General features: G+C 67.6%; 19 protein-coding genes. 11 read left to right on the forward strand and 8 right to left on the reverse strand.

Going from position 1 to position 20,709, the window contains the following annotated elements:
• The 7 genes from V6M49_RS10475 to V6M49_RS10505 all read left to right on the forward strand — a co-directional run.
• Nucleotides 1–372: hypothetical protein (locus tag V6M49_RS10475; protein WP_332761066.1), on the forward strand; the 372-nt coding region annotated here is incomplete at its 5' end.
• Nucleotides 373–446: 74 nt separating this feature from the next.
• A complete protein-coding gene (locus V6M49_RS10480; protein ID WP_332761067.1) occupies nt 447–1,070 on the forward strand; it encodes a hypothetical protein in 624 nt (207 codons plus the stop codon).
• An 88-nt stretch (nt 1,071–1,158) separates the two neighbouring features.
• The gene (locus V6M49_RS10485; RefSeq protein ID WP_332761068.1) at nt 1,159–1,905 is read left to right on the forward strand and encodes a YcnI family copper-binding membrane protein; all 747 of its coding nucleotides are present in this window, start codon (nt 1,159–1,161) and stop codon (nt 1,903–1,905) included.
• 104 nt (nt 1,906–2,009) lie between these two features.
• Nucleotides 2,010–2,633: a DUF4232 domain-containing protein gene (locus V6M49_RS10490; protein WP_141139399.1), complete on the forward strand. Its 624-nt coding sequence runs from the start codon at nt 2,010–2,012 to the stop codon at nt 2,631–2,633.
• Between the two features lie 56 nt (nt 2,634–2,689).
• The gene (locus V6M49_RS10495) at nt 2,690–4,270 is read left to right on the forward strand and encodes an FAD-dependent oxidoreductase (protein WP_332761069.1); all 1,581 of its coding nucleotides are present in this window, start codon (nt 2,690–2,692) and stop codon (nt 4,268–4,270) included.
• A gap of 122 nt (nt 4,271–4,392) precedes the next feature.
• Entirely contained in the window at nt 4,393–9,516 is a 5,124-nt protein-coding gene (locus V6M49_RS10500) for a DNA glycosylase AlkZ-like family protein (protein ID WP_332761070.1), read from the forward strand.
• A complete protein-coding gene (locus V6M49_RS10505) occupies nt 9,509–10,354 on the forward strand; it encodes an Fpg/Nei family DNA glycosylase (protein ID WP_141139397.1) in 846 nt (281 codons plus the stop codon). The genes V6M49_RS10500 and V6M49_RS10505 overlap by 8 nt, the downstream gene beginning before the upstream one ends.
• A 30-nt stretch (nt 10,355–10,384) precedes the next feature.
• Here V6M49_RS10505 and yczE read toward each other — a convergent pair whose 3' ends face one another.
• Nucleotides 10,385–11,116 carry a membrane protein YczE gene (gene yczE, locus V6M49_RS10510; RefSeq protein ID WP_332761071.1) on the reverse strand — a complete coding sequence of 244 codons (732 nt, stop codon included), beginning with the start codon at nt 11,114–11,116 and terminating at the stop codon, nt 10,385–10,387.
• 61 nt (nt 11,117–11,177) lie between these two features.
• Here yczE and yczR point away from each other — a divergent pair, with 61 nt between their 5' ends.
• Entirely contained in the window at nt 11,178–12,716 is a 1,539-nt protein-coding gene (gene yczR, locus V6M49_RS10515; protein WP_332761072.1) for a MocR-like transcription factor YczR, read from the forward strand.
• A gap of 17 nt (nt 12,717–12,733) precedes the next feature.
• On the opposite strand, the gene V6M49_RS10520 is transcribed toward yczR, so the two are convergent.
• Nucleotides 12,734–13,237 carry a DUF4188 domain-containing protein gene (locus V6M49_RS10520; RefSeq protein WP_332761073.1) on the reverse strand — a complete coding sequence of 168 codons (504 nt, stop codon included), beginning with the start codon at nt 13,235–13,237 and terminating at the stop codon, nt 12,734–12,736.
• A gap of 79 nt (nt 13,238–13,316) precedes the next feature.
• Between V6M49_RS10520 and V6M49_RS10525 the strand changes: the two genes are divergently transcribed.
• A complete protein-coding gene (locus tag V6M49_RS10525; RefSeq protein ID WP_332761074.1) occupies nt 13,317–13,892 on the forward strand; it encodes a TetR-like C-terminal domain-containing protein in 576 nt (191 codons plus the stop codon).
• A 122-nt stretch (nt 13,893–14,014) separates the two neighbouring features.
• Here V6M49_RS10525 and V6M49_RS10530 read toward each other — a convergent pair whose 3' ends face one another.
• Both V6M49_RS10530 and V6M49_RS10535 read right to left on the reverse strand, forming a co-directional pair.
• On the reverse strand, nt 14,015–14,707 hold the full coding sequence (locus tag V6M49_RS10530; protein ID WP_332761075.1) for an SRPBCC family protein: 693 nt from the start codon (nt 14,705–14,707) through the stop codon (nt 14,015–14,017).
• Entirely contained in the window at nt 14,700–15,377 is a 678-nt protein-coding gene (locus V6M49_RS10535; protein WP_332761076.1) for a helix-turn-helix domain-containing protein, read from the reverse strand. The genes V6M49_RS10530 and V6M49_RS10535 overlap by 8 nt, the downstream gene beginning before the upstream one ends.
• 273 nt (nt 15,378–15,650) lie before the next feature.
• Here V6M49_RS10535 and V6M49_RS10540 point away from each other — a divergent pair, with 273 nt between their 5' ends.
• Entirely contained in the window at nt 15,651–16,661 is a 1,011-nt protein-coding gene (locus tag V6M49_RS10540) for an RluA family pseudouridine synthase (RefSeq protein ID WP_332761096.1), read from the forward strand.
• Here the strand turns inward: V6M49_RS10540 and V6M49_RS10545 are convergent, their stop codons facing one another.
• From V6M49_RS10545 to V6M49_RS10560, 4 genes are all read right to left on the reverse strand, one after another.
• Complete coding sequence (locus V6M49_RS10545) at nt 16,662–17,195, reverse strand: O-acetyl-ADP-ribose deacetylase (protein WP_141139392.1); 534 nt, start codon at nt 17,193–17,195, stop codon at nt 16,662–16,664.
• Between the two features lie 30 nt (nt 17,196–17,225).
• Entirely contained in the window at nt 17,226–19,694 is a 2,469-nt protein-coding gene (locus V6M49_RS10550; RefSeq protein WP_332761077.1) for a MinD/ParA family ATP-binding protein, read from the reverse strand.
• An 88-nt stretch (nt 19,695–19,782) separates the two neighbouring features.
• Nucleotides 19,783–19,983 carry a hypothetical protein gene (locus V6M49_RS10555; RefSeq protein WP_332761078.1) on the reverse strand — a complete coding sequence of 67 codons (201 nt, stop codon included), beginning with the start codon at nt 19,981–19,983 and terminating at the stop codon, nt 19,783–19,785.
• Between the two features lie 60 nt (nt 19,984–20,043).
• Nucleotides 20,044–20,238, reverse strand: coding sequence for a hypothetical protein (locus tag V6M49_RS10560; RefSeq protein ID WP_205630648.1), 195 nt, complete (start codon nt 20,236–20,238; stop codon nt 20,044–20,046).
• Nucleotides 20,239–20,450: 212 nt separating this feature from the next.
• On the opposite strand from V6M49_RS10560, the gene V6M49_RS10565 reads away from it, so the two are divergent.
• Complete coding sequence (locus V6M49_RS10565; RefSeq protein WP_141139389.1) at nt 20,451–20,654, forward strand: hypothetical protein; 204 nt, start codon at nt 20,451–20,453, stop codon at nt 20,652–20,654.
• The last annotated feature ends 55 nt before the right edge of the window (nt 20,655–20,709 follow it).

A 20,709-nucleotide genomic window follows, 5' to 3' on the forward strand; every position in this document is an offset into this window, starting at 1 on the left:
CTCACCTATGGCACCACCGATGAACCGATGCCCGTGGCGGAACTCGAACGGATGGCGTCGCCGGACCTTGAGGGCGCCTTGCTTCAGGACATAGACCTTGAAGACACGGAACTCGAAGAAACGGGCCTCGAAGAGATCTACGCGTCGTTCGCGGCCCTGAAGGCACAGCAGAAGCTGACCCTTCTCGCCGAACTCGGATTGGTGGAGGCGGCGGCCGATTACCGCGTTCCCCCGGTCGCCATCCAGTGCCTCGACATGGCCATGGGTTTCTTGAAGTTGCCAGCCGAGCCATCCGAAACGACAGAATATCCGTCCAACGTGATCGCGCTGCACGGACCGTCACACACCGGTGGCCCGCCCAAAGGCCGGTAGAATCTGAACGTCGCCGAAGACCACTGGAAGAACGCGACTGAAAACGTCACCGGCGACCGAAATAAGGAGGATCCGTGCGCACCAACCACGCCCGGCCACCCTTCCATTTCCTTCGCGCCGCGTCCCTCTCCACGGGGGTCCTGACTCTTGCCGCCGGCGCCCACGTGGCCGGCGGCGGCGACCTTCCCGCCCCAGGCATCATGTTGGCGGTGCTCGCACTGACAGTGCTGGCAGCCACCTCCGCCACGAGGCTGCGGCTCAATTTTCCAGCTCTGCTCGGCGTCCTCGGCGCGGGCCAGTTCATCCTGCACGAAGCCTTCACGGCTTTCAGTTCCTCAGGTACCGCTGTGAGCACTGCTGCCCCCGGGCTCCATAACGCCCACCTGTCCGGCGCCGCCGCCCCCGCCATCGCGGCCGTCGGACACGTCCACGATTCCGGCTCAGCGGGGATCCTGATGCTCCTGACCCACGCACTCGCCACCGGCGCGTGCGCCCTCCTGCTTGCCAAGGGCGAGGCCGCGCTGTGGGCACTGGCCGCGTGGCTGAGGCCCCTCGTCCGGCTCCCCGAAGCAGTAACGCCCGACGCCGGCACACCGCGTACGGCGCCCGGCCCTCCAGCGGTTCTCCCCCTCCGCCCCTGGCGGAACCTCAGGCAACACAGCCGACGCGGCCCGCCTTCCGCCGTCGTACTTTCCTGACTCCGCCCGCACCGCACTTCCGCAGGCCGCGGGCCCCACCCCGTACTTCCGCACGCCCCCACCCGGCGTGCGTCCGAAAGGCAACCCCATGACCACCACCTTCCTTCGCCGCACCCTCACCGCAGCGGCAGCCACCGGCGGCGCAGCTGTCCTGATCCTGACCGCAGCAGCAGGGGCGTCCGCCCACGTCGGCGTCAAGCCGGACAAGACTGACGCCAACTCGTATGCCCTGCTGACCTTCGGAATCCCGCACGGCTGCGAGGAGTCCGGCACCATCAAGGTGACCATCACCTTGCCGGCCGAACTCAACGACGCCCAGCCCACGGTGAACCCCAACTGGACCGTGGAAAAGGTGACCGAACAGCTCGCCGAGCCGAAAAAACTGGCCGACGGCACGTCCATCACCAAGCGCACCAGCCAGATTGTGTACACGGCAAAAGCCCCGCTGGAGCATGAGCTTCGCGATGCCCTGGTGCTGTCGGTCAAGCTGCCTGACGCGGCCGGCTCCACGCTGTACTTCCCCACGCTGCAGTCGTGCGAAACGGGGCAGACTGACTGGTCGGAGATCGCCAAGGACGGCCAGGACCCGCATTCGCTGAAGGCGCCGGCGCCTTCCATCACCATCACCGAGCCGGCCAGCGCAGACGGCCACGGCGCTGCTTCCGCGGCGCACACCACCGAAACCCCGGCCACCGAGCAAGCAGCCCCCGTGACCGACAGCGGCGCGGACGCCCGCAGCTGGGCGGGGCTTGCCGCCGGCCTCGGCGGACTCGCCCTGGGCGGGGTGGCCTTCGCGCGCAGCAACTCAAAGCGCCGGCAGGACTCCGCCACGTAACATCGCGGGATTTGATGCCCGGATGATCACGATCCGGGCATCAAATCTTCCCGATGGCCCGTGGCATCGTTGACTCCCGTCACAGCAGCAACAAAGGTTATGCCATGACGTCTCTGCGCATTTCCCAAGGGTTTGTTTTTACGACGGCGGTCGCGGCGGCGGCGCTGATGCTCACCGCCTGCGGACCGGGCCAGCCGCAGACGCAGGGGACGACGACGCCGGGGACCAACTCCGCCAGCCCGTCCACCACGCCGGCGTCTCCGGGCGCGTCCCAGTCGCCGTCGTCGTCCGCCGCAACTCCGGCCGGTCCCGCGCTCTGCAAAGCGGCCACCCTGTCGGCGGCTACCGATGCGTCCGGCGGGGGCGCGGCGGGCAGCGTCTACATGAAGCTGAACCTCACGAATACGGGCACGGCGCCCTGCCTGCTCAAGGGCTACCCGGGGGTATCGCTGACCGCCAACGCCGACGGTGCACCGATCGGCGCGGCGGCGACCCGCGACGAAACCACCCCCGTCGCGGACGTCCTGCTGGCGCCGGGCCAGGCCGGAACCGCCGTGCTCCGCTACACCCAGGCCGCGAATTACAGCGACTGCACGCTGACGGACGCGGCCGGTTACCGCATCTACCCGCCGGAGGACACAGCATCCTTGTTCCTGCCGCAGCCCACCAGCGCGTGCAGCAACGCGAACATCACGCTCCTGAGCGTTGGAGCCTTCCAGCCGGCCTGATGCTCAAGGCCCGACGATCTGGGCCTGACGAGTCATGATAATTACACTTAGCTTCCATGACGTCGCTCTGGTTGGACCGCGGGCAATCCTTCAGCACTGACACGTTCGAGACTGACACGTTCGAGGCAGGCAGCAGCTACGACACCGTAGTGGCAGGAGCCGGGCTGACGGGGCTGGTCACCGCACTGCTGCTGGCGCGCTCGGGGCAGCGAGTCCTGGTCCTGGAGGCCAGGTTTCCCGGGGCTGTAACCACCGGAAACACAACGGCGAAAGTCAGCCTGCTGCAGGGGACCGTCCTGGCTGCCCTGGCCAGGCAGTATGCGCAGAAGCAGGTTGGCGCCTACGTTGAGGCCAACCGGGAGGGGCAGTCCTGGCTGCTCCGCTATCTCGACGATCACCACGTGCCGTATCAGCGCCGGGATGCCTACACGTACGCCACCACCGCCCAGGGGACGGAGCGGCTGCTTGAGGAACTCGGCGCGGCGACCACCACCGGCCTGGACGTCGAGTACGTGCGCGACGCACGCCTCCCCTTCCCCATCCAGGGCGCCCTGCTCCTGACCAATCAGGCCCAGATCAATCCCATGGATGTCGTGCAAGCCTTACTCGGGGACGTCCGCGCCCGCGGCGGTTGCGTGGTCGGCGGGACCCGGCTGCGGAATGTCTCCGGAAGCGGGCCGCTAACTGTCCACACCGACCAGGGCACCGTCACCGCCAACAACGTTGTTCTCGCCACCGGAATCCCGGTCCTGGACCGCGGGCTCTACTTCACCAAGCTCAAGCCCTTACGCTCCTACGCCGCGGCCCTGGAGCTGCCTGCCGGAGTCACCGCGCCGCCCGGAATGTACCTCTCGGCCGAGGAACCCACCCACTCCTTGCGGGAATATGAGGCTGACGGCCGCAAGTACGTACTGGTGGGAGGGCACGGGCATCAGGTGGGGCGGACCGGATCGGAAAAGTCCCATCTGTCGGGGCTGCTGGACTGGGCCACGGAGCACTTCCCGGGTGCGGTTACCACCCACACGTGGTCGGCCCAGGACTACCAGGCCACCAACCTGATGCCCTTCTTTGGCAAACTGCCACGGGGCCGGGGCCACATCTTCTTCGGCACCGGTTACAACAAGTGGGGCATGACCAACGCGGTGGCCGCCGCCCTTGGCATCTCCGCGGACATCCTCGGCGGCAGCCTCCGCTGGGCCAACACGATCCACCACCGCGTGACGTCTCCGGGCGGGGCAATGACCGCCGTCGCCGTCAACGCTGGCGTGGCTGCGCGGCTGGCCGCCGACTGGGGGAAGCTGGCGGTTGGCAAGTCGGTGAGTGGCAGGGCGGTGGTTGAGCCTGCCGTTGAGCCTGCCGGAACCGGGGTGCCGACGGGCCCACCCCCCGGAGGTCCTGTACCGGCCGACGGCGACGCGACGGTTTACCGCGACGGCGCCCGGCCGGCGGCGGTCTCCACGGTGGACGGCACCACGTGCAGGCTCTCCGCCGTCTGCACCCATCTGGGCGGGATTGTCCACTGGAACGACAGCGAACTGACCTGGGACTGCCCGCTCCACGGCTCGCGCTTCAGCCCCGACGGCAAGCTCCTCGAAGGACCCGCCACCAACGATCTTCCGAGGCTCGAGCAGGGTTGATCCGCGCCTCCAACCGTGCTGGCAATACTGTCGGTGGGGTAGGGCATGATGGAGGAATGCAGGAGGATCAGCCAGCGGAAGCGGGCCACGCAGCCCGCCCGGCCGGGCGCAAAGAGGAACCCATGGGCCGTTTCAGCCGGCCCACGCGGGACTGGTTCCTGGGCGCGTTTGCGGAGCCCACCCCTGCCCAGACCGGCGCCTGGAATGCCATCTCGTCCGGCTCGCATGCGCTGGTGGTGGCACCCACCGGGTCCGGCAAGACGCTCGCGGCGTTCCTCTGGGCTTTGGATCGTTTGCTTGTTGAGGCTCCTTCCCCTGGTCCGGAACTGGGTGACCCTGTATTGCCGGGCGTGGATGCTGTATCGGTCAAAGGGGCGGTGAAAGGGCAAGCCAAAGGACGACGCCCCCGCCCGCCCAAACGCAAGACCCGCGTCCTGTACATCTCGCCGCTGAAAGCCCTCGGTGTGGACGTGGAACGCAACCTCCGCTCGCCGCTGATCGGGATCACCCAGACTGCCAAGCGGCTGGGACTTCCGGCGCCCCTGATCACCGTGGGGGTCCGGTCCGGTGACACCACGACGGCGGACCGTCGCGCGCTGCTCAGCAACCCGCCGGACATCCTCATCACCACGCCGGAATCGCTGTTCCTGATGCTCACCTCCAGGGCGCGCGAGACCCTCACCGAGGTGGACACCATCATCGTTGACGAGGTCCACGCCGTCGCCGGAACCAAGCGTGGCGCGCACCTGGCGGTCTCGCTGGAACGGCTGGATGCGCTGCTGTCCAAGCCTGCCCAGCGGATCGGCCTCTCCGCAACGGTGGAGCCGCGCGAGTTAGTGGCCCAGTTCCTGGCCGGTGCTGCGCCGGTGCAAATCGTGGCCCCGACGTCACGGAAAAACTGGGACCTCACCGTATCCGTCCCGGTGGAGGACATGTCCGACCTCCCGGGCGCCGCAGGCGCCTTCGACTCCGGTCCGGCATCCGGGCTGCAGCCCCAGGCCTCGATCTGGCCCCATGTGGAGGAAAAGATCGTTGACCTGGTGCTGGCCAACCAGTCCACCATCGTCTTCGCCAACTCCCGTCGCCTGGCTGAACGGCTCACCGCGCGGCTCAACGAGATCTACGCCGAACGGCAACTGATCGCGGTCGGCGGCGGCTGGGACTCGCCTGACGCCGGTGCCGCAGATCCAGGTTTTCCGTCCAGCGACGGGGCATTCAGTCCTGCCTTCAGTCCTGCCTTCACCCCGGCTTCCACGCCTGCGTCCACCGCGACGCCGGCCCACATGATGGCGCAGGCCGGCAGCACGGCGGGAGCCGATCCTTTGCTGGCCCGCGCCCACCACGGCTCGGTTTCCAAGGACCAGCGGGCGCTCATTGAGGACGATCTCAAGTCCGGCCGGCTGCGCTGCGTCGTGGCCACTTCGTCCCTGGAACTCGGCATCGACATGGGCGCTGTGGACCTCGTGGTGCAGGTGGAATCACCGCCGTCGGTGGCCAGCGGGCTCCAACGTGTGGGCCGTGCCGGGCACCAGGTGGGGGAAATTTCGCAAGGAGTGCTGTTTCCCAAGCACCGCGCAGACCTGGTGCACACGGCCATCACCGTGGAGCGGATGCTCCAAGGGAAGATTGAGCGGCTCTTTGTCCCGGCCAATCCGTTGGACATCCTGGCCCAGCAGACCGTCGCGGCCACCGCCCTGGGCAGCATCGATGTGGAGGAATGGTTCGCCACCGTCCGGCGGTCCGCCCCGTTCGCGTCCCTCCCCCGGTCCGCCTACGAGGCAACCCTTGACCTGCTGGCCGGCCGGTACCCGTCCGATGAATTCGCGGAACTGCGGCCCCGGATCATCTGGGACCGGAACGCCGGCACCATCGAAGGCAGGCCCGGGGCCCAGCGGCTTGCCGTGACGTCCGGCGGCACCATCCCGGACCGCGGCCTTTTCGGTGTCTACATCATCGGCACGGAGGTGGAGGGCTCCGGCACGCCGGGCTCGGACGGCAAACCCGCCGCGTCACCTGCAAAAGGCGGCCGCCGCGTGGGCGAGCTGGACGAGGAAATGGTCTACGAGTCACGGGTGGGTGACATTTTTGCGCTGGGCGCCACCAGCTGGAAAATCGAGGACATCACCCACGACCGCGTCCTGGTCTCCCCCGCCTTCGGCCAGCCGGGCAAACTCCCCTTCTGGAAGGGGGACTCGCTGGGGCGGCCCGTTGACCTGGGCCGCGCGCTGGGCGCCTTCGTGCGTGAACTGTCCGCGTCCGACGTCGGCCCTGCCACCGAACGCTGCAAGGCCAGCGGGCTGGATGAATTCGCCGCGAACAACCTGATCCAGTACCTCAGTGAACAGAAGCTCGCCACCGACGTGGTCCCCTGCGACACCACGCTGGTGGTAGAGCGCTTCCACGACGAACTGGGCGACTGGCGGGTGATCCTGCACAGCCCGTTTGGGATGCCGGTGCACGCTCCCTGGGCACTCGCCGTCGGGCAGCGCCTGCAGCAGCGGTACGGCCTGGACGGGTCTGCCATGGCCGCCGATGACGGAATTGTGCTGCGGGTCCCCATGATGGAGGACGAGCCGCCCGGTGCCGAGCTGTTCCTGTTTGATCCCGACGAGCTGGAGCAGATTGTCACCGCCGAGGTGGGCGGCAGCGCACTGTTCGCCTCGCGTTTCCGGGAGTGTGCCGCGCGTGCGCTGCTGCTCCCCCGGCAAACGCCCGGCAAGCGGCAGCCGCTCTGGCAACAGCGCCAGCGGTCGGCGCAGCTGCTCGACGTCGCCCGGAAATACCCCACGTTCCCCATCGTGCTGGAAACCGTCCGCGAATGCCTCCAGGACGTTTACGATCTTCCGGCCCTGAAGGACATTGCGGCCTCGGTGGAACGCCGCGAACTCAGGATCGTGCAGACCACCACGCAGCAGCCGTCGCCGTTCGCCAAGTCCCTGCTGTTCGGGTACGTGGCCCAGTTCCTGTACGAAGGGGACTCGCCCCTGGCCGAACGCCGGGCCGCAGCCCTGGCCCTGGACTCGACACTCCTGAACGAGCTGCTCGGCCGCGTTGAGCTCCGTGAACTGCTGGACGCCAAGGTCATCGAGGCCACCGAGCTTGAACTCCAGCGCCTTGCGCCGGACCGCCGGGCCCGCGGCATGGAAGGCGTCGCCGATCTGCTCAGGTTGCTGGGCCCTCTGACCCCGGAAGAGGTCGCCGCCCGCCTGGAGCCTGTGGTGGTGGTCGAGCCGCTGCCAGCGGTGGAGCCTGTCGAAACCCCGGAGCCCACCGAAACGCCGGTGGTTGAGCCTGCCGAAACCCCGCATGCCGACGTTCCTCTGGCCATAACGCACCTGACCGCCCTGCTGCGGGCCAACCGGGCCATAAGAGTCAACATCGGCGGGGCCGAACGCTACGCCGCCGTCGAGGATGCCGCCCGGCTTCGTGATGCCATCGGCGTTCCGCTTCCCATGGGCGTTCCCCTGGCCTTCATCGAACCGGTTGCAGACCCCTTGGGCGACCTGGTTTCCCGGTACGCGCGTACGCACGGACCGTTCACGTCGGCGGAAGCCGCGGCCCGGTTGGGGCTCGGCGTCGCCGTGGTCGGCACCGCACTGAAACGGCTCGCCGCGGACGGCCGGGTGGTGGAAGGCGAGTTCCGGCCGCACGCCGCTCCAGCGGAACAGACGGCGAGCTATGGGCCACCGGACGAAACACCGGTTGAGGATGTCCAAACGGGTCAGCCGCTCGCGGCAGAGCCCCCGCAGACGCATCTTCCCGCCCCCTCCACCAGCGAATGGTGCGACGCCGAAGTGCTCCGCAAGCTCCGGCGTCGTTCGCTCGCAGCACTGCGCGCCGAAGTGGAACCGGTGGACGCCGCCGCCTATGGGCGCTTCCTGCCGGCCTGGCAGCATGTCCGCACTCCGGGAGCCGGGCGCGGGCAGCCGTCACTGCGGGGGTTGGACGGTATTGTCACCGCGATCGACCAGCTTTCCGGCGTGCCGGTACCGGCTTCGGCGTGGGAGCCGCTGGTCCTGGCCAGCAGGGTTTCGAACTACCAGCCCGCCATGCTCGACGAGCTTATGGCCGCCGGCGAGGTCCTCTGGTCCGGGGCGGGGGCGCTGCCTGGAAACGACGGCTGGGTCAGCCTCCACCTGGCCGATTCCGCCGAACTGACGCTGAATCCCGCCGTCGAATACGAACCCGGCGACGCGCAGCAACGCCTGCTTGACCACCTGAGGAACAACGGCGGCGGTTACTTCTTCCGCCAGCTGAAGGACGTGGCCGGTGGCATGGACTCGGTACTCAGCGACCAGGAAGTGGTGTCCGCGCTGTGGGATCTAGCATGGGCGGGCCGCATCACCGGCGACACTTTCGCCCCGGTCCGTGCCCTCATCGCCGGCGGCCACACGGCGCATCGCCAGGTGGCCCGCCCGCCCCGCGCCCGTGCCCCCAGGCTGAGCCGGCTCGGCCGCTCGCACGGCACCGGCCTCCTGGGATCGCCCGGGCTGGGTTCCACTGGGCTGGGGTCCCCTGCGCTGGGCGGCGGACGGTACGGCTCGTTGTCGGGCACGGCGGCCACACCTCCGCTGGCCGCGGGGCGTTGGTCTGCCCTGCCCTCGCCCGAGCTGGACGCCACCATCCATGCCCGTGCCACGGCTGAGCTGTTGCTGGACCGGTATGGCGTGGTGACGCGGGGATCGGTCATGGCGGAGCAGATCCTGGGCGGGTTCGGCCTGATGTACAAGGTGCTGGCCCGGCTGGAGGAGGCCGGCCGCTGCCGCCGCGGGTATTTCATCGAGCACCTCGGGGCCGCCCAGTTCGCGGTCCCCGCAACCGTGGACCGGCTGCGCTCCTATTCCGAGGACACCCAGCTGGCCAAGCCCGAACCAATGGCGCTGGCCCTTGCGGCCACGGATCCCGCCAACCCCTATGGGGCTGCTTTGTCCTGGCCTGCCCTCGACGTAGAGGCAGGAACGGGCCACCGGCCTGGGCGGAAAGCCGGGGCCCTGGTGGTCATGGTGGACGGTGCCCTGGTCCTCTACGTGGAACGGGGCGGGAAAACGCTGCTGGCCTTCAGCGAGGACACAGCCGTGCTGTCAGCCGCCGGGGCGGCTTTGGTAGGTGTCGTCACCCGGGGAGCCGTGGACAAGCTCATCATGGAAAAGGTCAACGGCCACGGCATCCTGGACACGCCCGTGGCGGCCGCACTCGCGGCCGCCGGGGCATACTCAACGCCCAAGGGTCTGAGGATCCGTGCCTGAGGGCGACTCCGTCTGGCGGGCCGCCGCCGAACTCCACCAGGCCTTGGCTGGGCAAACGCTGACGGCATCGGACTTCCGCGTGCCGAGGTTCGCCACGCTCAACCTGGCCGGCTGGACCGTGGCGGAGGTGGTCCCGCGCGGCAAGCACCTGCTGATGCGCGTGCTGGGACCGGACGGGAATGGACCGGAGGAGCGGAAGCTCACCATCCATTCGCACCTGAAGATGGAAGGCACCTGGCAGGTCTATCCGCCGGGCGGGCGATGGCGGAAGCCGGGATTCACCGCCCGGTGCGTTCTGCGCACGGCGGCAGCGGACGCCGTCGGGTTCTCCCTGGGCATCGTGGAAGTGGTCCGCACCGCGGACGAGGACACCATAGTGGGCCATCTGGGTCCGGACCTGCTGGGTCCGGACTGGGACCCGGCCGAAGCGGAGCAGCGGATCCGCGCGGCACCCGACGTGCCCATCGGCGTCGCCCTGCTGGACCAGCGCAACCTGGCGGGCATCGGCAACATCTATCGCTGCGAGGCGTGCTTCCTGTCCGGGGTGCACCCGGCGACTCCGGTCTCAGCTGTCCACGACGTCCGGACCCTGATGACCGATGCCAAGCAGCTGCTGGAAGCCAACCTGGGCCCGGCACGCCGGGTGACCGTCCTCAACCCGCGAGGCATGCCCGTGGGACGGATGGCGGGCCGCCCGGGCTACTGGGTTTACCGGCGCGAACACCAGCCGTGCCTGAAATGCCGGACCCCCATCCGCCGCGGCGTGCTGGGCAAACCCAACGGCGAAGAGGAACGGGACATCTACTTCTGCCCGCAGTGCCAGCCGGTCCTGCCCTAGGCGTCATGTCCTGAGCGGTCCTAGGGAGTCCTAGAAAGTCCTGGCCACGCGTTCGACGGCGACCGGCTCGTCCGTGTCCGACCCGCCAGCGTCCAACTCGGCGGCATCCAACTCACCGGCATCCAACTCGGCGGCATCGAACTCAACGGCATCCTGTTCGAGGACTGCGGCTTCGGCTGGCAGAGCCGCGGGCACCATAAACCACGGCATCAACAGCTGGACCAGCGGCCCGATGGCGAGGGCGTAGACCACCGTGCCCACGCCCACGGAACCGCCCAGCAGCCAGCCAACTCCCAGCACCACAACTTCGATCAGGGTGCGCGAGACCCGCACGGACCAGCCGGTGCGCCGTGCCAGCCCGGTCATCAGGCCATCCCTGGCCCCCGGACCGAACCGTGCGCCGATGTAGCAGGCGGACGCGATGCCGTTCAGCAGCACGGCACCGGCAAGCATGCCGATCTGCCCGCCCAGGTGCGAGAACGCAGGGATCAAGGCCAGGCCGATGTCCGCGAAGACGCCCACCAGCACGGCGTTGCAGAGCGTGCCGAACCCTGGCCACTGCCGGAGCGGGATCCAGAGGAGCAGCACCAGGAAACTCACAATGATGACCACCACCCCGATGCTCAGTCCCGTCCGGCCGGACACTCCCTGATGGAAAACATCCCACGGATCCAGTCCAAGTCCGGCACGGATGAACATGGCCAGGGATATGCCGTACATGGCGAGGCCGGTAAAGAGCTGGAGTAGTCTGCGAGTCAACATAACGACCACTCTGACAGATAACTGGCATTGAATTACATAGCCAGTCTGAGATACTGGCATCATGTCCCCTTCGCTGAACCCGCCTGCGCTGGCCCGTCTCCTGGGTGAGTGGAACCTCGGCGTCGCTCCCGCCTACCGCGAGCTGGCCGACGTCGTCCGCCTCCTGGTCCTGGACGGCCGGGTGGCCCTGGACACGGCCCTGCCCAGCGAGCGGGCACTGTCTGAGGCGCTGGGCGTCAGCCGCACCACCGTGACAGCCGCCTACGGCCACCTCCGCGAGCAGGGTTTCCTCAGCAGCGGGCAGGGCAGCAGGGGCCGGACCCGGATTCCGCGCCTGACGGCGTTGGGTACCACGGTGCTCACGGAGCCGGGCCTGACAACCGCGGGGCGGACGCCCGGAACAACGTCTCCCGGGCTCGCGGCGCCGGAGGGTCTGATTGACCTCGCCTACGCGTCGCTGCCCGCCAGCGGCGAGGTGGTGCACCGCGCGTTCGCCGCAGCCCTCACCGAACTTCCCGCCCTGCTGCCAGGATTCGGCTACGACGCCATGGGTCTGCTCCCGCTGCGCGAGACGGTGGCGGCGCGTTATACGGCGGCCGGCGTGCCGACCACCGCCGAACAGATCCTGGTGACCTCGGGCGCGCAGCACGCCCTGAACATCGTCATCCGCGCCGTGGCGGGCCGGCAGGACAGGGTGCTGGTGGAACACCCCAGCTATCCGAACGCCCTGGATGCCATCCGCGCGGCCGGCTGCCGGCCCCTCCCGGTGGCATTCACCACAGCCCAGGGCGACAGCACCAAAGAGGCCGACGGCGGTGCGCCCGCCTTGGTCTGGGACATGCACGCCCTGCAGGCCGCCCTGGTACAGCAGCGACCCAGGATGGCGTACGTGGTGCCGGACTTCCATAACCCCACCGGGCAGCTGATGCCTGATGTCCAGCGCCGCCAGCTGGTCCGGGCGGCCGCGGCGGCGGGGACAGTTCTGGTGGTGGACGAAACCCTCCGTGAGCTGAATCTCGACGGCGTCAAAACCAGTCCCGTGGCAGCATTCGGTCCCGCAGTGGTCACCATCGGCTCGCTCAGCAAATCCCATTGGGCCGGACTTCGGACAGGCTGGATCCGCGCCTCCGAAGCCATGATCCAGCGCTTTGCGGCGGCACGGACGTCCCTGGATCTGGGCGGACCGCTTATGGAACAGTTGGCGGCGGCCCACCTGGTCCGCGCCCTCGACGAGCCGCTTCCCGCACGGCTCAGCGCCCTCCGGGACAACCGCGCTGCACTTCTGGAGCTCCTTGCCGGACACTTGCCGGACTGGGAAACGGCACGCCCGGCCGGCGGACTGTCCGTCTGGTGCAGGCTGCCAGCACCGGTCAGCACGGCGCTGACGATGATCGCTCCGGACTTTGGTATCCGGCTGGCCGCCGGGCCGCGGTTTGGCGTCGGCGGCGCGTTCGAACGCTACCTCCGGGTACCTTTCACCCTGCCGCCGGACCAGCTGGAGACCGCCGTTCTGGCCCTGCGCTCAGCCCAGAACCGGCTCGATGCCGCCCCGCAGCTCCGCCGGACCCTGAAGAACGCGCCGGCCCTGGCTATTGCGTGACGCGTGGGCTTTCGGGATCACGTGCCGCTGGCACCGCGGCCTGCGGCCCGGCCCATCCGCTGCTTGGCCGTATTGGTCCCGGCCCCGACCGGGACATGAGCCGTCGCCTTGGCCAGCCCAAACTCCGGCATCCCGTTGTAGACAACCTCGATCCCGCCGGCCGGCACCTGGTACGTCTCATGCCAGACGCCGACGTCGCCGGTCCCGGAGAGTTCCTTCATGAATCGTCGCCACGGTTCCAGGTGCGGGGACTCCCGGTCCGCGGCGAACTTCCGCAGGTGCTCGGGGCTCTCCCAGTAGCTGAGCAGGATGGTGGTGCGTCCGAACCACTGCTCGTAGCCGAGCATTCCCGCCGCGGGGTCGGCGGCAAGGTGCTGGAGCATCCGCGGCATGGCGGCAGCCACCTTGCCGACGGTCCCGACCTTCCACCATCGGTTCGCCCGCATGCCGATCAGGAAGACCGTCACCGATTCGCGGCCCGGGTCAGCGGTGTACCGGCCCGGAAATACCTTCTGCGCCATGGGAACTCCTTCGGTTCGCGGTTTCATAACCTTGTTTCATAACACCGTTACGAAACAAGGTTATGAAACAATGGACTCCATGGCAAGACCCGTAGTGCATAACGATTCCCTCAGGCAGGGCCTGCTGGCCGTCACGGCTGACCTGGTGGACCGTGACGGTCCTGCACGCGTGAATCTGCGGGATGTGGCAGCGGCCGCCGGCACGTCCACTACGGCCGTCTACTCGCTGTTCGGCGGAAAATCCCAGCTCCTGACGGCCGTCGTGGACGACGGGTTCCGGTCCTTCCGCGACTCACAGGTGGCCGCGGCCCCGGGCGGGCTTCGGGGACTCGGCGAGGCCTACCGGACCTGGGCGCTGGAGCATCGGGCGCTCTACCGGCTGATGTTCGGCGGCGCGCTGGCAGCCTACGTCGATTGCCAGCCAAGCCCCGATGCTGCCGCCGATGCCATGGAGCCCCTGATGGAAGCAGTGGCCTCCGCCCAGTCTGCCGGCACCGTGCTGCAGGCACCCGTGGAAATGGTCGCCGTCGCAATCTGGGGCCAGGTCCACGGCCTCGTGAGCCTGGAACTGGCCCAGGTGGGCCCGCCGGACGCAGACTGGGGTGCCGCATACAACGCAGCCCTCGACGCCGTCGCCCGCGGCTGGGCCGCCTGACGCGACCTGACCTTCCCGACGCTCCGATCCGCCCACGACGCGCAAATTATCTGACGCAGGTGGATTTCCCGGTGCGCCAGACAATGTGCGAGTCGATATTCGGGTGCCGACCTCAAGCCAACCTACGCGTAGACCTTTTCGAGGAAGCCGCCCCAGGCCTCGGCGGTCGCTGAAGAGTCACCGCTGCCGCTGAAGTCGTGCACAGTCATACCCACCGGCGCGCCGAATGCGTTGCGGCCGAAGAACCGGTACATCGCATCCGAGGTCCGCAGGCCCAGGAAGTTCTCGTTGGAGAAGTCCAGCTCCCCGGACAGCCGCCCCACGCCGTCGAGCTCCAGCTCAACAGCGGAACCCTGCGCCGCAGAATCCACGCCCATAGCTTTCTTCAGGCGGTCGAAACCGTCCGGGGTCTGCGACGCTGCCGGAGACTGGATGTCCGTAAACACGACCGGCTTGCCGTCAAAGTGCTGCAGGTACTGGCCCAGCGTGTGCAGGTAGAACGCCGTGTGCTTGCTGGCGCCGTCGTACTGCTCGTCCCAGTTGTCGGCGAAGATCCCGCTGTGGACATAGTGCAGCCGGGTGCGGCCGCCGTCGAGCGGTTCCAGGATGTGCTCCAGCTGGTTGAACCAGCCATCCGGGCCGTCCATCCGTGATACGAGATGCGTGGGGTGCTCCTGCACGGTCTTGACGTCCGGCCACTGGTCCGTAGGGAACATCCACGCCGGCGTTCCACTTGTCACAGCTTCCCAGACACGCTCGGGCGTCCCGGGCAGTTCGGTGTCGTACACGATCTCAAATTCGCGGTTGTCAGTCATTGTCCTGCTCCTTCGCTGAAAGGGGTTTGATGGGGGTTTTGAGAACGGGGTGAAGAGCGACGACGAGCCGGTGCTTCCGTCCGCCACCCGCCGAAGTGCCACTTGGGGCGGAGCCGCCTGCCGGGGTGTCGCCCGGGCCGGCGACCGCGCCGCCGTCGTGATATTTGTCCACCAGGCGGGTCACGGCGACGCCGAGTTCCTCGGCAAACGCGGCGCGGTCCACGGCCGTCCGGAAGGTAATCTCGCCGTCGATCGCGAACGTTGCGAGCTTCTGCCGGGCAGCGGCCGCGCCGGCGATCAACTTGCCCACCTCCTGGACCATCCGCCCGGCGAGCGCCAGCAGCCAGAAGGCCGAGAACCGGTCGGAGAACCGGTGCGGATCCGGGGCCACCGACGCGAGGGCCACGGGCGAAATCAGATACGAGGCCGCCGTCGCCTGGAGGACGCGTTCGGTGACGTTCCCCTTGCGCCGCTCCTCCACGAGTTCCACCAGCCCGTGCCGCTCGAGGGCCTTGAGGTGGTAGTTGACCTTCTGCCGCGGCAGGCCCACCTTGGCGGCAAGCTGCGTGGCCGACCCCGGCTCCGTGAGCTCCCGGAGGATGCGCGTCCGGATCGGGTCCAACGACGCTTCCGCCGCGGCCGGGTCCTCGATCACTTCGATGTCCAACATGCTTCCATCTTGCCAACCGACAACTTTTATTGTCAAGAACTTTAATACCGTCGGCGCCGACTTGGCCGGAGGCCTGCTCCGATTCGATGGTTCCCTGCCCGATCGATGATTCGAACCATCGTCTGCGCAGGGAACCATCGAATCGGGCGCGGGTGGGGAACGGGCGCCGGTGGGGCGGGCTGGGCGCGGCAGGGCACAGCTGGGAACGGGGGCACAGCTGGGAACGGGGGCGGGGCGGGGCCAAGGGAGCCGGCAAAGTAGAATGGACCGGTGATGCAATCCCCCCTCCCCGTGCGCGACGGCGTGAACGCCACCCGCCTGCGCCTCCCGGGCGAGGGGCCGTGGACCACCGCGATGGACTACATGATGCACCGGTGGGGCCACATCGATCCGCAGGGCATCGAGGACAGGTTCGACGCCGGCGAGATCGTGGGCGAGGGCGGCATCCCGTTGGACCGCCGCACCAAGCTCGAGGACCACACCTTTATCTGGTACTACCGCTCATTGCCGCCGGAGACCCGTATCCCGGTGGAAATCAGCATCCTGCACCAGGACCACCACCTCCTCGTCGTGGACAAGCCGCACTTCCTGCCCACCACCCCCGGCGGCACCTACATCCAGGAATCGGCGCTCGTCCGGCTCCGGAACCAGCTCAGCCTGCCGGACCTGATCCCCATGCACCGCCTGGACCGGATGACCGCCGGCGTGCTGCTGCTGTCCACCAACCCGGAAACCCGCGGAAATTACCAGGTGCTCTTCGAGAAGCGGCAGGTGCAGAAGGAATACGAGTGCGTCTCCGCCGCGGAGCCCGCCGCCGGACACCCCGCCGTCGACTTCCCCGTGGTGGTCCGGAACCGGATGACCAAGTCGCGCAGCTACCTGCTGGCCGAAGTGATCGAGGGCGAGCCGAACGCGGAGACCCGGATCGAACGGCTGGAAACGTTCGACGGCGGCACTTCAGCAGGTGCCGCCGGCACCCGCGCGCCTGGCACCCCTGCCGTCGGCGCCACGGCAGCCGAAACCAACCCAGCCCGGCTGGCGCGGTACCGGCTGGAGCCGCACTCCGGAAAAACGCACCAGCTGAGGGTGCACATGGCCTCGCTGGGGCTGGGCATCGTGAATGACTCGTTTTATCCGGACCTGCTGGACAAGGCGCCGGACGACTACTCCAAACCGCTCCAGCTCCTGGCCCGCGGCATCCGCTTTGTGGATCCCATCAGCAAAAAGCCCGTGGAATACCGCAGCAAGCTGAACCTCAGCGAGGCTGCTCAAGCACCGCGCTGATCAAACACCGTCTTGACCAAACACCGTCCTGAAGGCCTGCTCCATCTCGAGGCTGAACAGCACAAACTCCGCCAACTCGAGCGCGCTGGCCGGATGTGAGGCACCAAACCCTGTGACGGCGTCGTACGCGGCCTCCGCCACCTGGCGCCCGTGCCAGCCGTACACTCCCCCACCCACCGCCGGGAATGCGATGGTAGCCGCGCCCAGCGAGTCCGCCAGCCGCAGGCTTTCGCTGAAGCACGAAACCAGCAGCGACGGGTTGGTCTGCCCCACGTGCCGGTTGGGCCCAACAGTGTGGATGACCCAGCGTGCCGGCAGCCGGAATCCAGGAGTGGCGACGGCGGCTCCGGGCGCCAGCCCATGCGGCAGATCCGTTTCGCGCAGTTCGCGGCAGGCGGCCAGCAGTTCCGGCCCGGCGGCCCGGTGGATGGCCCCGTCCACACCGCCACCGCCCAGCAAACTGGAGTTGGCCGCGGTCACGATCGCGTCAACCGTGCGGGTGGTGATGTCGCCTTGGAAGATGGTGATCCGCATGCCGCCAGTTTCCCACTTACGGGGTGCGGCTCATAGGCCCCGCATCACCGCAGCCGAGGCACGCAACCAGGCCTCGCGGGTGGCGGGCATCAGCGCCTGGTAGTTGAGCGGCCCGCCGGAGACGAGGGACTTGTCATAGGGAACGTCGAGGACTTCCCTTGTCAGCGTCTCGAAGTGGGTCCGGGTCCGGTCATGAAGCTGCAGATCGGTGCGCAGTGACGGCGCGGCCAGCAGTGTTACGGCGTTGCTGACTTTGTCCTGGTAGCCGCGTTCACGCAGCCCATCCACGAGCCAGACCGCACTGGCCACCGTGTCTTCGCGGACCGTGGAAACAATGACGAGCTCATCCGCCGCCGCCACAGCGGCTTCCCAGTTCGAGGACCGCATGTTGTTGCCGGTGTCCACCATGATGATCCGGTAGAAGCGGCGCAGCGCCGTGTGCAGCCGGTCGAATTCACGGCTGCCGATGGTGGCGGCCCCGGCCGCGTCCTCGTCCGAGGCCAGCACGTCAAACTGCGCCGACCCCTGGTAGCGCACAAAGCGGTCCAGGTCCCCGATCCGGCCAAGGACGGGATCTTCGAAGCGGTCCACTTCCCGCATCAGGTCAACAGCAGTGCCGGCGTGCCCGGCCAGAGGCGCCCGCCACCCCATGGTTCCGCGCGTTTCATTGTTGTCCCAGGCAAGCGTGTACCCGCCGCGCTGGATGCCCAGCGTCGCGGCCAGAAGCAGGGTTGCCGTGGTCTTGTGGGCGCCGCCTTTGGGGTTAACCACGACGACGGTGCGGGGGCCGTCCAGGCGCCGCTGGACCTCTTCGACGGCGTCCAGGTGGGCGAGTTCCCGCCTGCCGGGACCGAGGCTCAGGGAATTGCGGCTGAGCCGCCGGACGGCGCCCTGCCAGCCCAATTCGGCGAGCGGGGCGGGCTGGGTGGGCCTGTCGGCGAGGAAGTCCTGGAGGGTGGGAACGTCGTCGGGAATGGCTCCAGCCGGGAGGGCCGCGCGGGCTTTAAATTGGGCGGGAGCACGCAATGGCGCCGGGGGGACCTCGTCGGGCATGGCCGCGGGAGGGACTGCGATTGCCATGGCGGACCTTCCTTTCTGTAGTGGCTTCCCCATCTGTAACGGCTGCCCCATCTGTAATGGCTTCGCTTTCTGCGGCTTCACTGCCCGGAGGTGCCGTGGCACCACGGCTTCCGGCTCCGCCGTCATTCGCCACAGGCGCCTGCCGAGGCGGCCAAGCAGGTCGAGGAGGACCAGCAGCAGCCGGTACAGCAGAATGGCCAGGCCGATCACCGGCAGCGACAGCATCAGGATGGACAGGATGGAGAGCGCAGCGGCCGCCGGGTCGCCGGCGGCGATGGCCTCGCTGGCGAGCCCCGTGTGCTGCCGGATGGCGTCAGCGGTCTGCCCGACGATCATGGGGAGGTTCAGCAACATCCAGCCAAGCGCCAGGCACAGGAGCGGCACCACCGTGACTACCCAGATGGTGACGATGCGGCGCGCGAACGTCCGGAGCTCGGCAACCCGCGGATCCACCGCGCGTCCGGGAATGAGGCTGAGCAGAACCGGGCGGATGCGGTTGAACAAGTCGGGGACACCGGCGATGTCGGCCAGGACGAAGTAGCCGTCGAAGCGCAGCGTCGGCACCAGCTGCTGGATCATCTCGAAATGCATCAGTGCCGCCGCCAGCAGGAAAAAGCCCTGCCCTGTCAAAAGGTAGGCGCCGCCCAGGCCGATCAGGCACAGGCAGTTGAAGTACAGCCCGCCAAGGTCCGTACGGATCCTGCCCGCCCGGCCCAATCGGTAGGAGTCGGTGACGTTGGTGAAGAATGCCGGGAAGACCAGATAAACTCCGACGCCGATCACTCCGGGCCTGGCGCCGCCGTACCGGCACGCAGTGGCATGCCCCAGTTCATGGATCACGGCTCCCGCCGTCAGCATCGCGAAGATGCCAAGGAGCAGCGCCGGCGTGAGAAGTACCTGCTCCAGGGAAGCCAGGAGGTCACCCTTGGCGAAGACCAGGATGTCGACGGCGGCCAGCCCGACAAGGACGGTGGCCACCACAGGACTCCAATACAGCGGGGCCAGGATCAGGGCCAGCGTGTTGACCGCCTTTTCCGGCAGCAGGGTTCCCCGCAGCCGCAGGGCCAGTAACGGGTCCGCCCTTGGCGGGGCCACGGCATCAGCGGCGTCCGTATCGGCGTCGTGAACGAGGCCCATCGGCGCCAGCCTGGTGTCGATGAGGTGAAGGAGTCCGCTCACACTGAGTTCGCGGCCGTAGGCGTCGCTGATATCGCGCGCCAGCTCATCAGCGGATTTCACCGGCGAGACGGTGGCCATGACCAGCTGGAGAAGCTCCGACAGCTGGACAATCTGCCCGTCTCCGCGCTGCAGCAGGTAGCTGCGGTCCTTCAGGCCAGACCCCTCAACCGGTCCCAGGAAAACAAGCCCGGGTGACGGCGACCAATGCCGGACAAAGTCGGCTTCGGGTGCTGTGGTCACGGTCCCCACCTAGGTTGAGCCACTAAGAACGGCGGGCATGCTCCGATGCTGAAGCATGCCCTCCGGGTTTCCTGTTGATCCTGCGGACCTACTGCTGCAGGACGATCACTTCCTGCCAGGCGGCCGAGTTCGCGATTGAACCGATCGAGGCCGCATTGATGGCGAACGACAGGTTCACGGCGATCACGGGAGCAACGTTGATGTTGAAGAACAGCGTTTCCCTCATTGGAAGCAGTTCTGCAACCTCGGCGTCGAGATCCACCGGTAATAGCACGGTTGATGCCGTCATAGCACCTCACCTCCCTCCCCCGGGCAATCCCGGGGTCCAGATATCGGATGATAGACGGACTTAACCCTGGACTACGGCGATGTTCTGAAGCGCAGTGCTGTGTGCTACCGCAAAGAACGAGGCAGCGTTCAGAGCAACAGACGAGTTGCTTGCGTAAACACCCGCCCAGTTCGTGTCCAGAAACAGGGTCTCCCGCGAAGGCAACAGCTCCACCTTCTGGCTTTCCAGTTCGTGAACGGTAAGTTCCTTCATCATGTCAATCACCCCCTTTCGACGTCCCTCGATCAGTCAACGCGTCGCCCCGTTGCGGCTTCGTTACTGGGCTGTTATTTTTCCGTTGTTTCATGAAACTAATATGGTGGCAGTCTTGACTTGGGCGCCGAATAATCTTTGCCTAGGATGGTCATACTGGACGGTAATGTTCCTGGACGACGGAAATTGCAGACAAGGAAAGCAGGCGCCGATTCATGGCGGACATTGAAGGCACCATGGTCATCCGCGCGTGGGCGGAGCCTGCCCAGAACCACCGCGTAAGGGCGCGCCTGATCTCCAGTCATCCTGGCCAGGACCAGGAAATTGTGGAGACGGCCGGCGATGAAGAAGAAATCATTATGGCTGTGCAGCGTTGGCTCGATGTGCTGAAAGCCTCAGAAAGCACTGCCAGCGCATAACCCGAAGTTCCCTAATCGGCTGGGCTGATTCCAGCAAACCCATCTTGAATGACAA

This window comes from Pseudarthrobacter sp., from assembly GCF_036675385.1.
Taxonomy (GTDB): Bacteria; Actinomycetota; Actinomycetes; order Actinomycetales; family Micrococcaceae; genus Arthrobacter.

Bases quoted from the DNA above. Each gene is read 5' to 3' on its own strand.
- V6M49_RS10495 (WP_332761069.1), top strand. From the start codon at position 2,690: ATGACGTCGCTCTGGTTGGACCGCGGGCAATCCTTCAGCACTGACACG.
- V6M49_RS10545 (WP_141139392.1), bottom strand. From the start codon at position 17,195: ATGCGGATCACCATCTTCCAAGGCGACATCACCACCCGCACGGTTGAC.
- V6M49_RS10530 (WP_332761075.1), bottom strand. From the start codon at position 14,707: ATGACTGACAACCGCGAATTTGAGATCGTGTACGACACCGAACTGCCC.
- yczR (WP_332761072.1), top strand. From the start codon at position 11,178: ATGTCCCCTTCGCTGAACCCGCCTGCGCTGGCCCGTCTCCTGGGTGAG.
- V6M49_RS10525 (WP_332761074.1), top strand. From the start codon at position 13,317: ATGGCAAGACCCGTAGTGCATAACGATTCCCTCAGGCAGGGCCTGCTG.
- V6M49_RS10565 (WP_141139389.1), top strand. From the start codon at position 20,451: ATGGCGGACATTGAAGGCACCATGGTCATCCGCGCGTGGGCGGAGCCT.
- V6M49_RS10500 (WP_332761070.1), top strand. From the start codon at position 4,393: ATGGGCCGTTTCAGCCGGCCCACGCGGGACTGGTTCCTGGGCGCGTTT.
- V6M49_RS10520 (WP_332761073.1), bottom strand. From the start codon at position 13,237: ATGGCGCAGAAGGTATTTCCGGGCCGGTACACCGCTGACCCGGGCCGC.
- V6M49_RS10535 (WP_332761076.1), bottom strand. From the start codon at position 15,377: ATGTTGGACATCGAAGTGATCGAGGACCCGGCCGCGGCGGAAGCGTCG.
- V6M49_RS10485 (WP_332761068.1), top strand. From the start codon at position 1,159: ATGACCACCACCTTCCTTCGCCGCACCCTCACCGCAGCGGCAGCCACC.
- yczE (WP_332761071.1), bottom strand. From the start codon at position 11,116: ATGTTGACTCGCAGACTACTCCAGCTCTTTACCGGCCTCGCCATGTAC.
- V6M49_RS10560 (WP_205630648.1), bottom strand. From the start codon at position 20,238: ATGATGAAGGAACTTACCGTTCACGAACTGGAAAGCCAGAAGGTGGAG.
- V6M49_RS10490 (WP_141139399.1), top strand. From the start codon at position 2,010: ATGACGTCTCTGCGCATTTCCCAAGGGTTTGTTTTTACGACGGCGGTC.
- V6M49_RS10555 (WP_332761078.1), bottom strand. From the start codon at position 19,983: ATGACGGCATCAACCGTGCTATTACCGGTGGATCTCGACGCCGAGGTT.
- V6M49_RS10540 (WP_332761096.1), top strand. From the start codon at position 15,651: ATGCAATCCCCCCTCCCCGTGCGCGACGGCGTGAACGCCACCCGCCTG.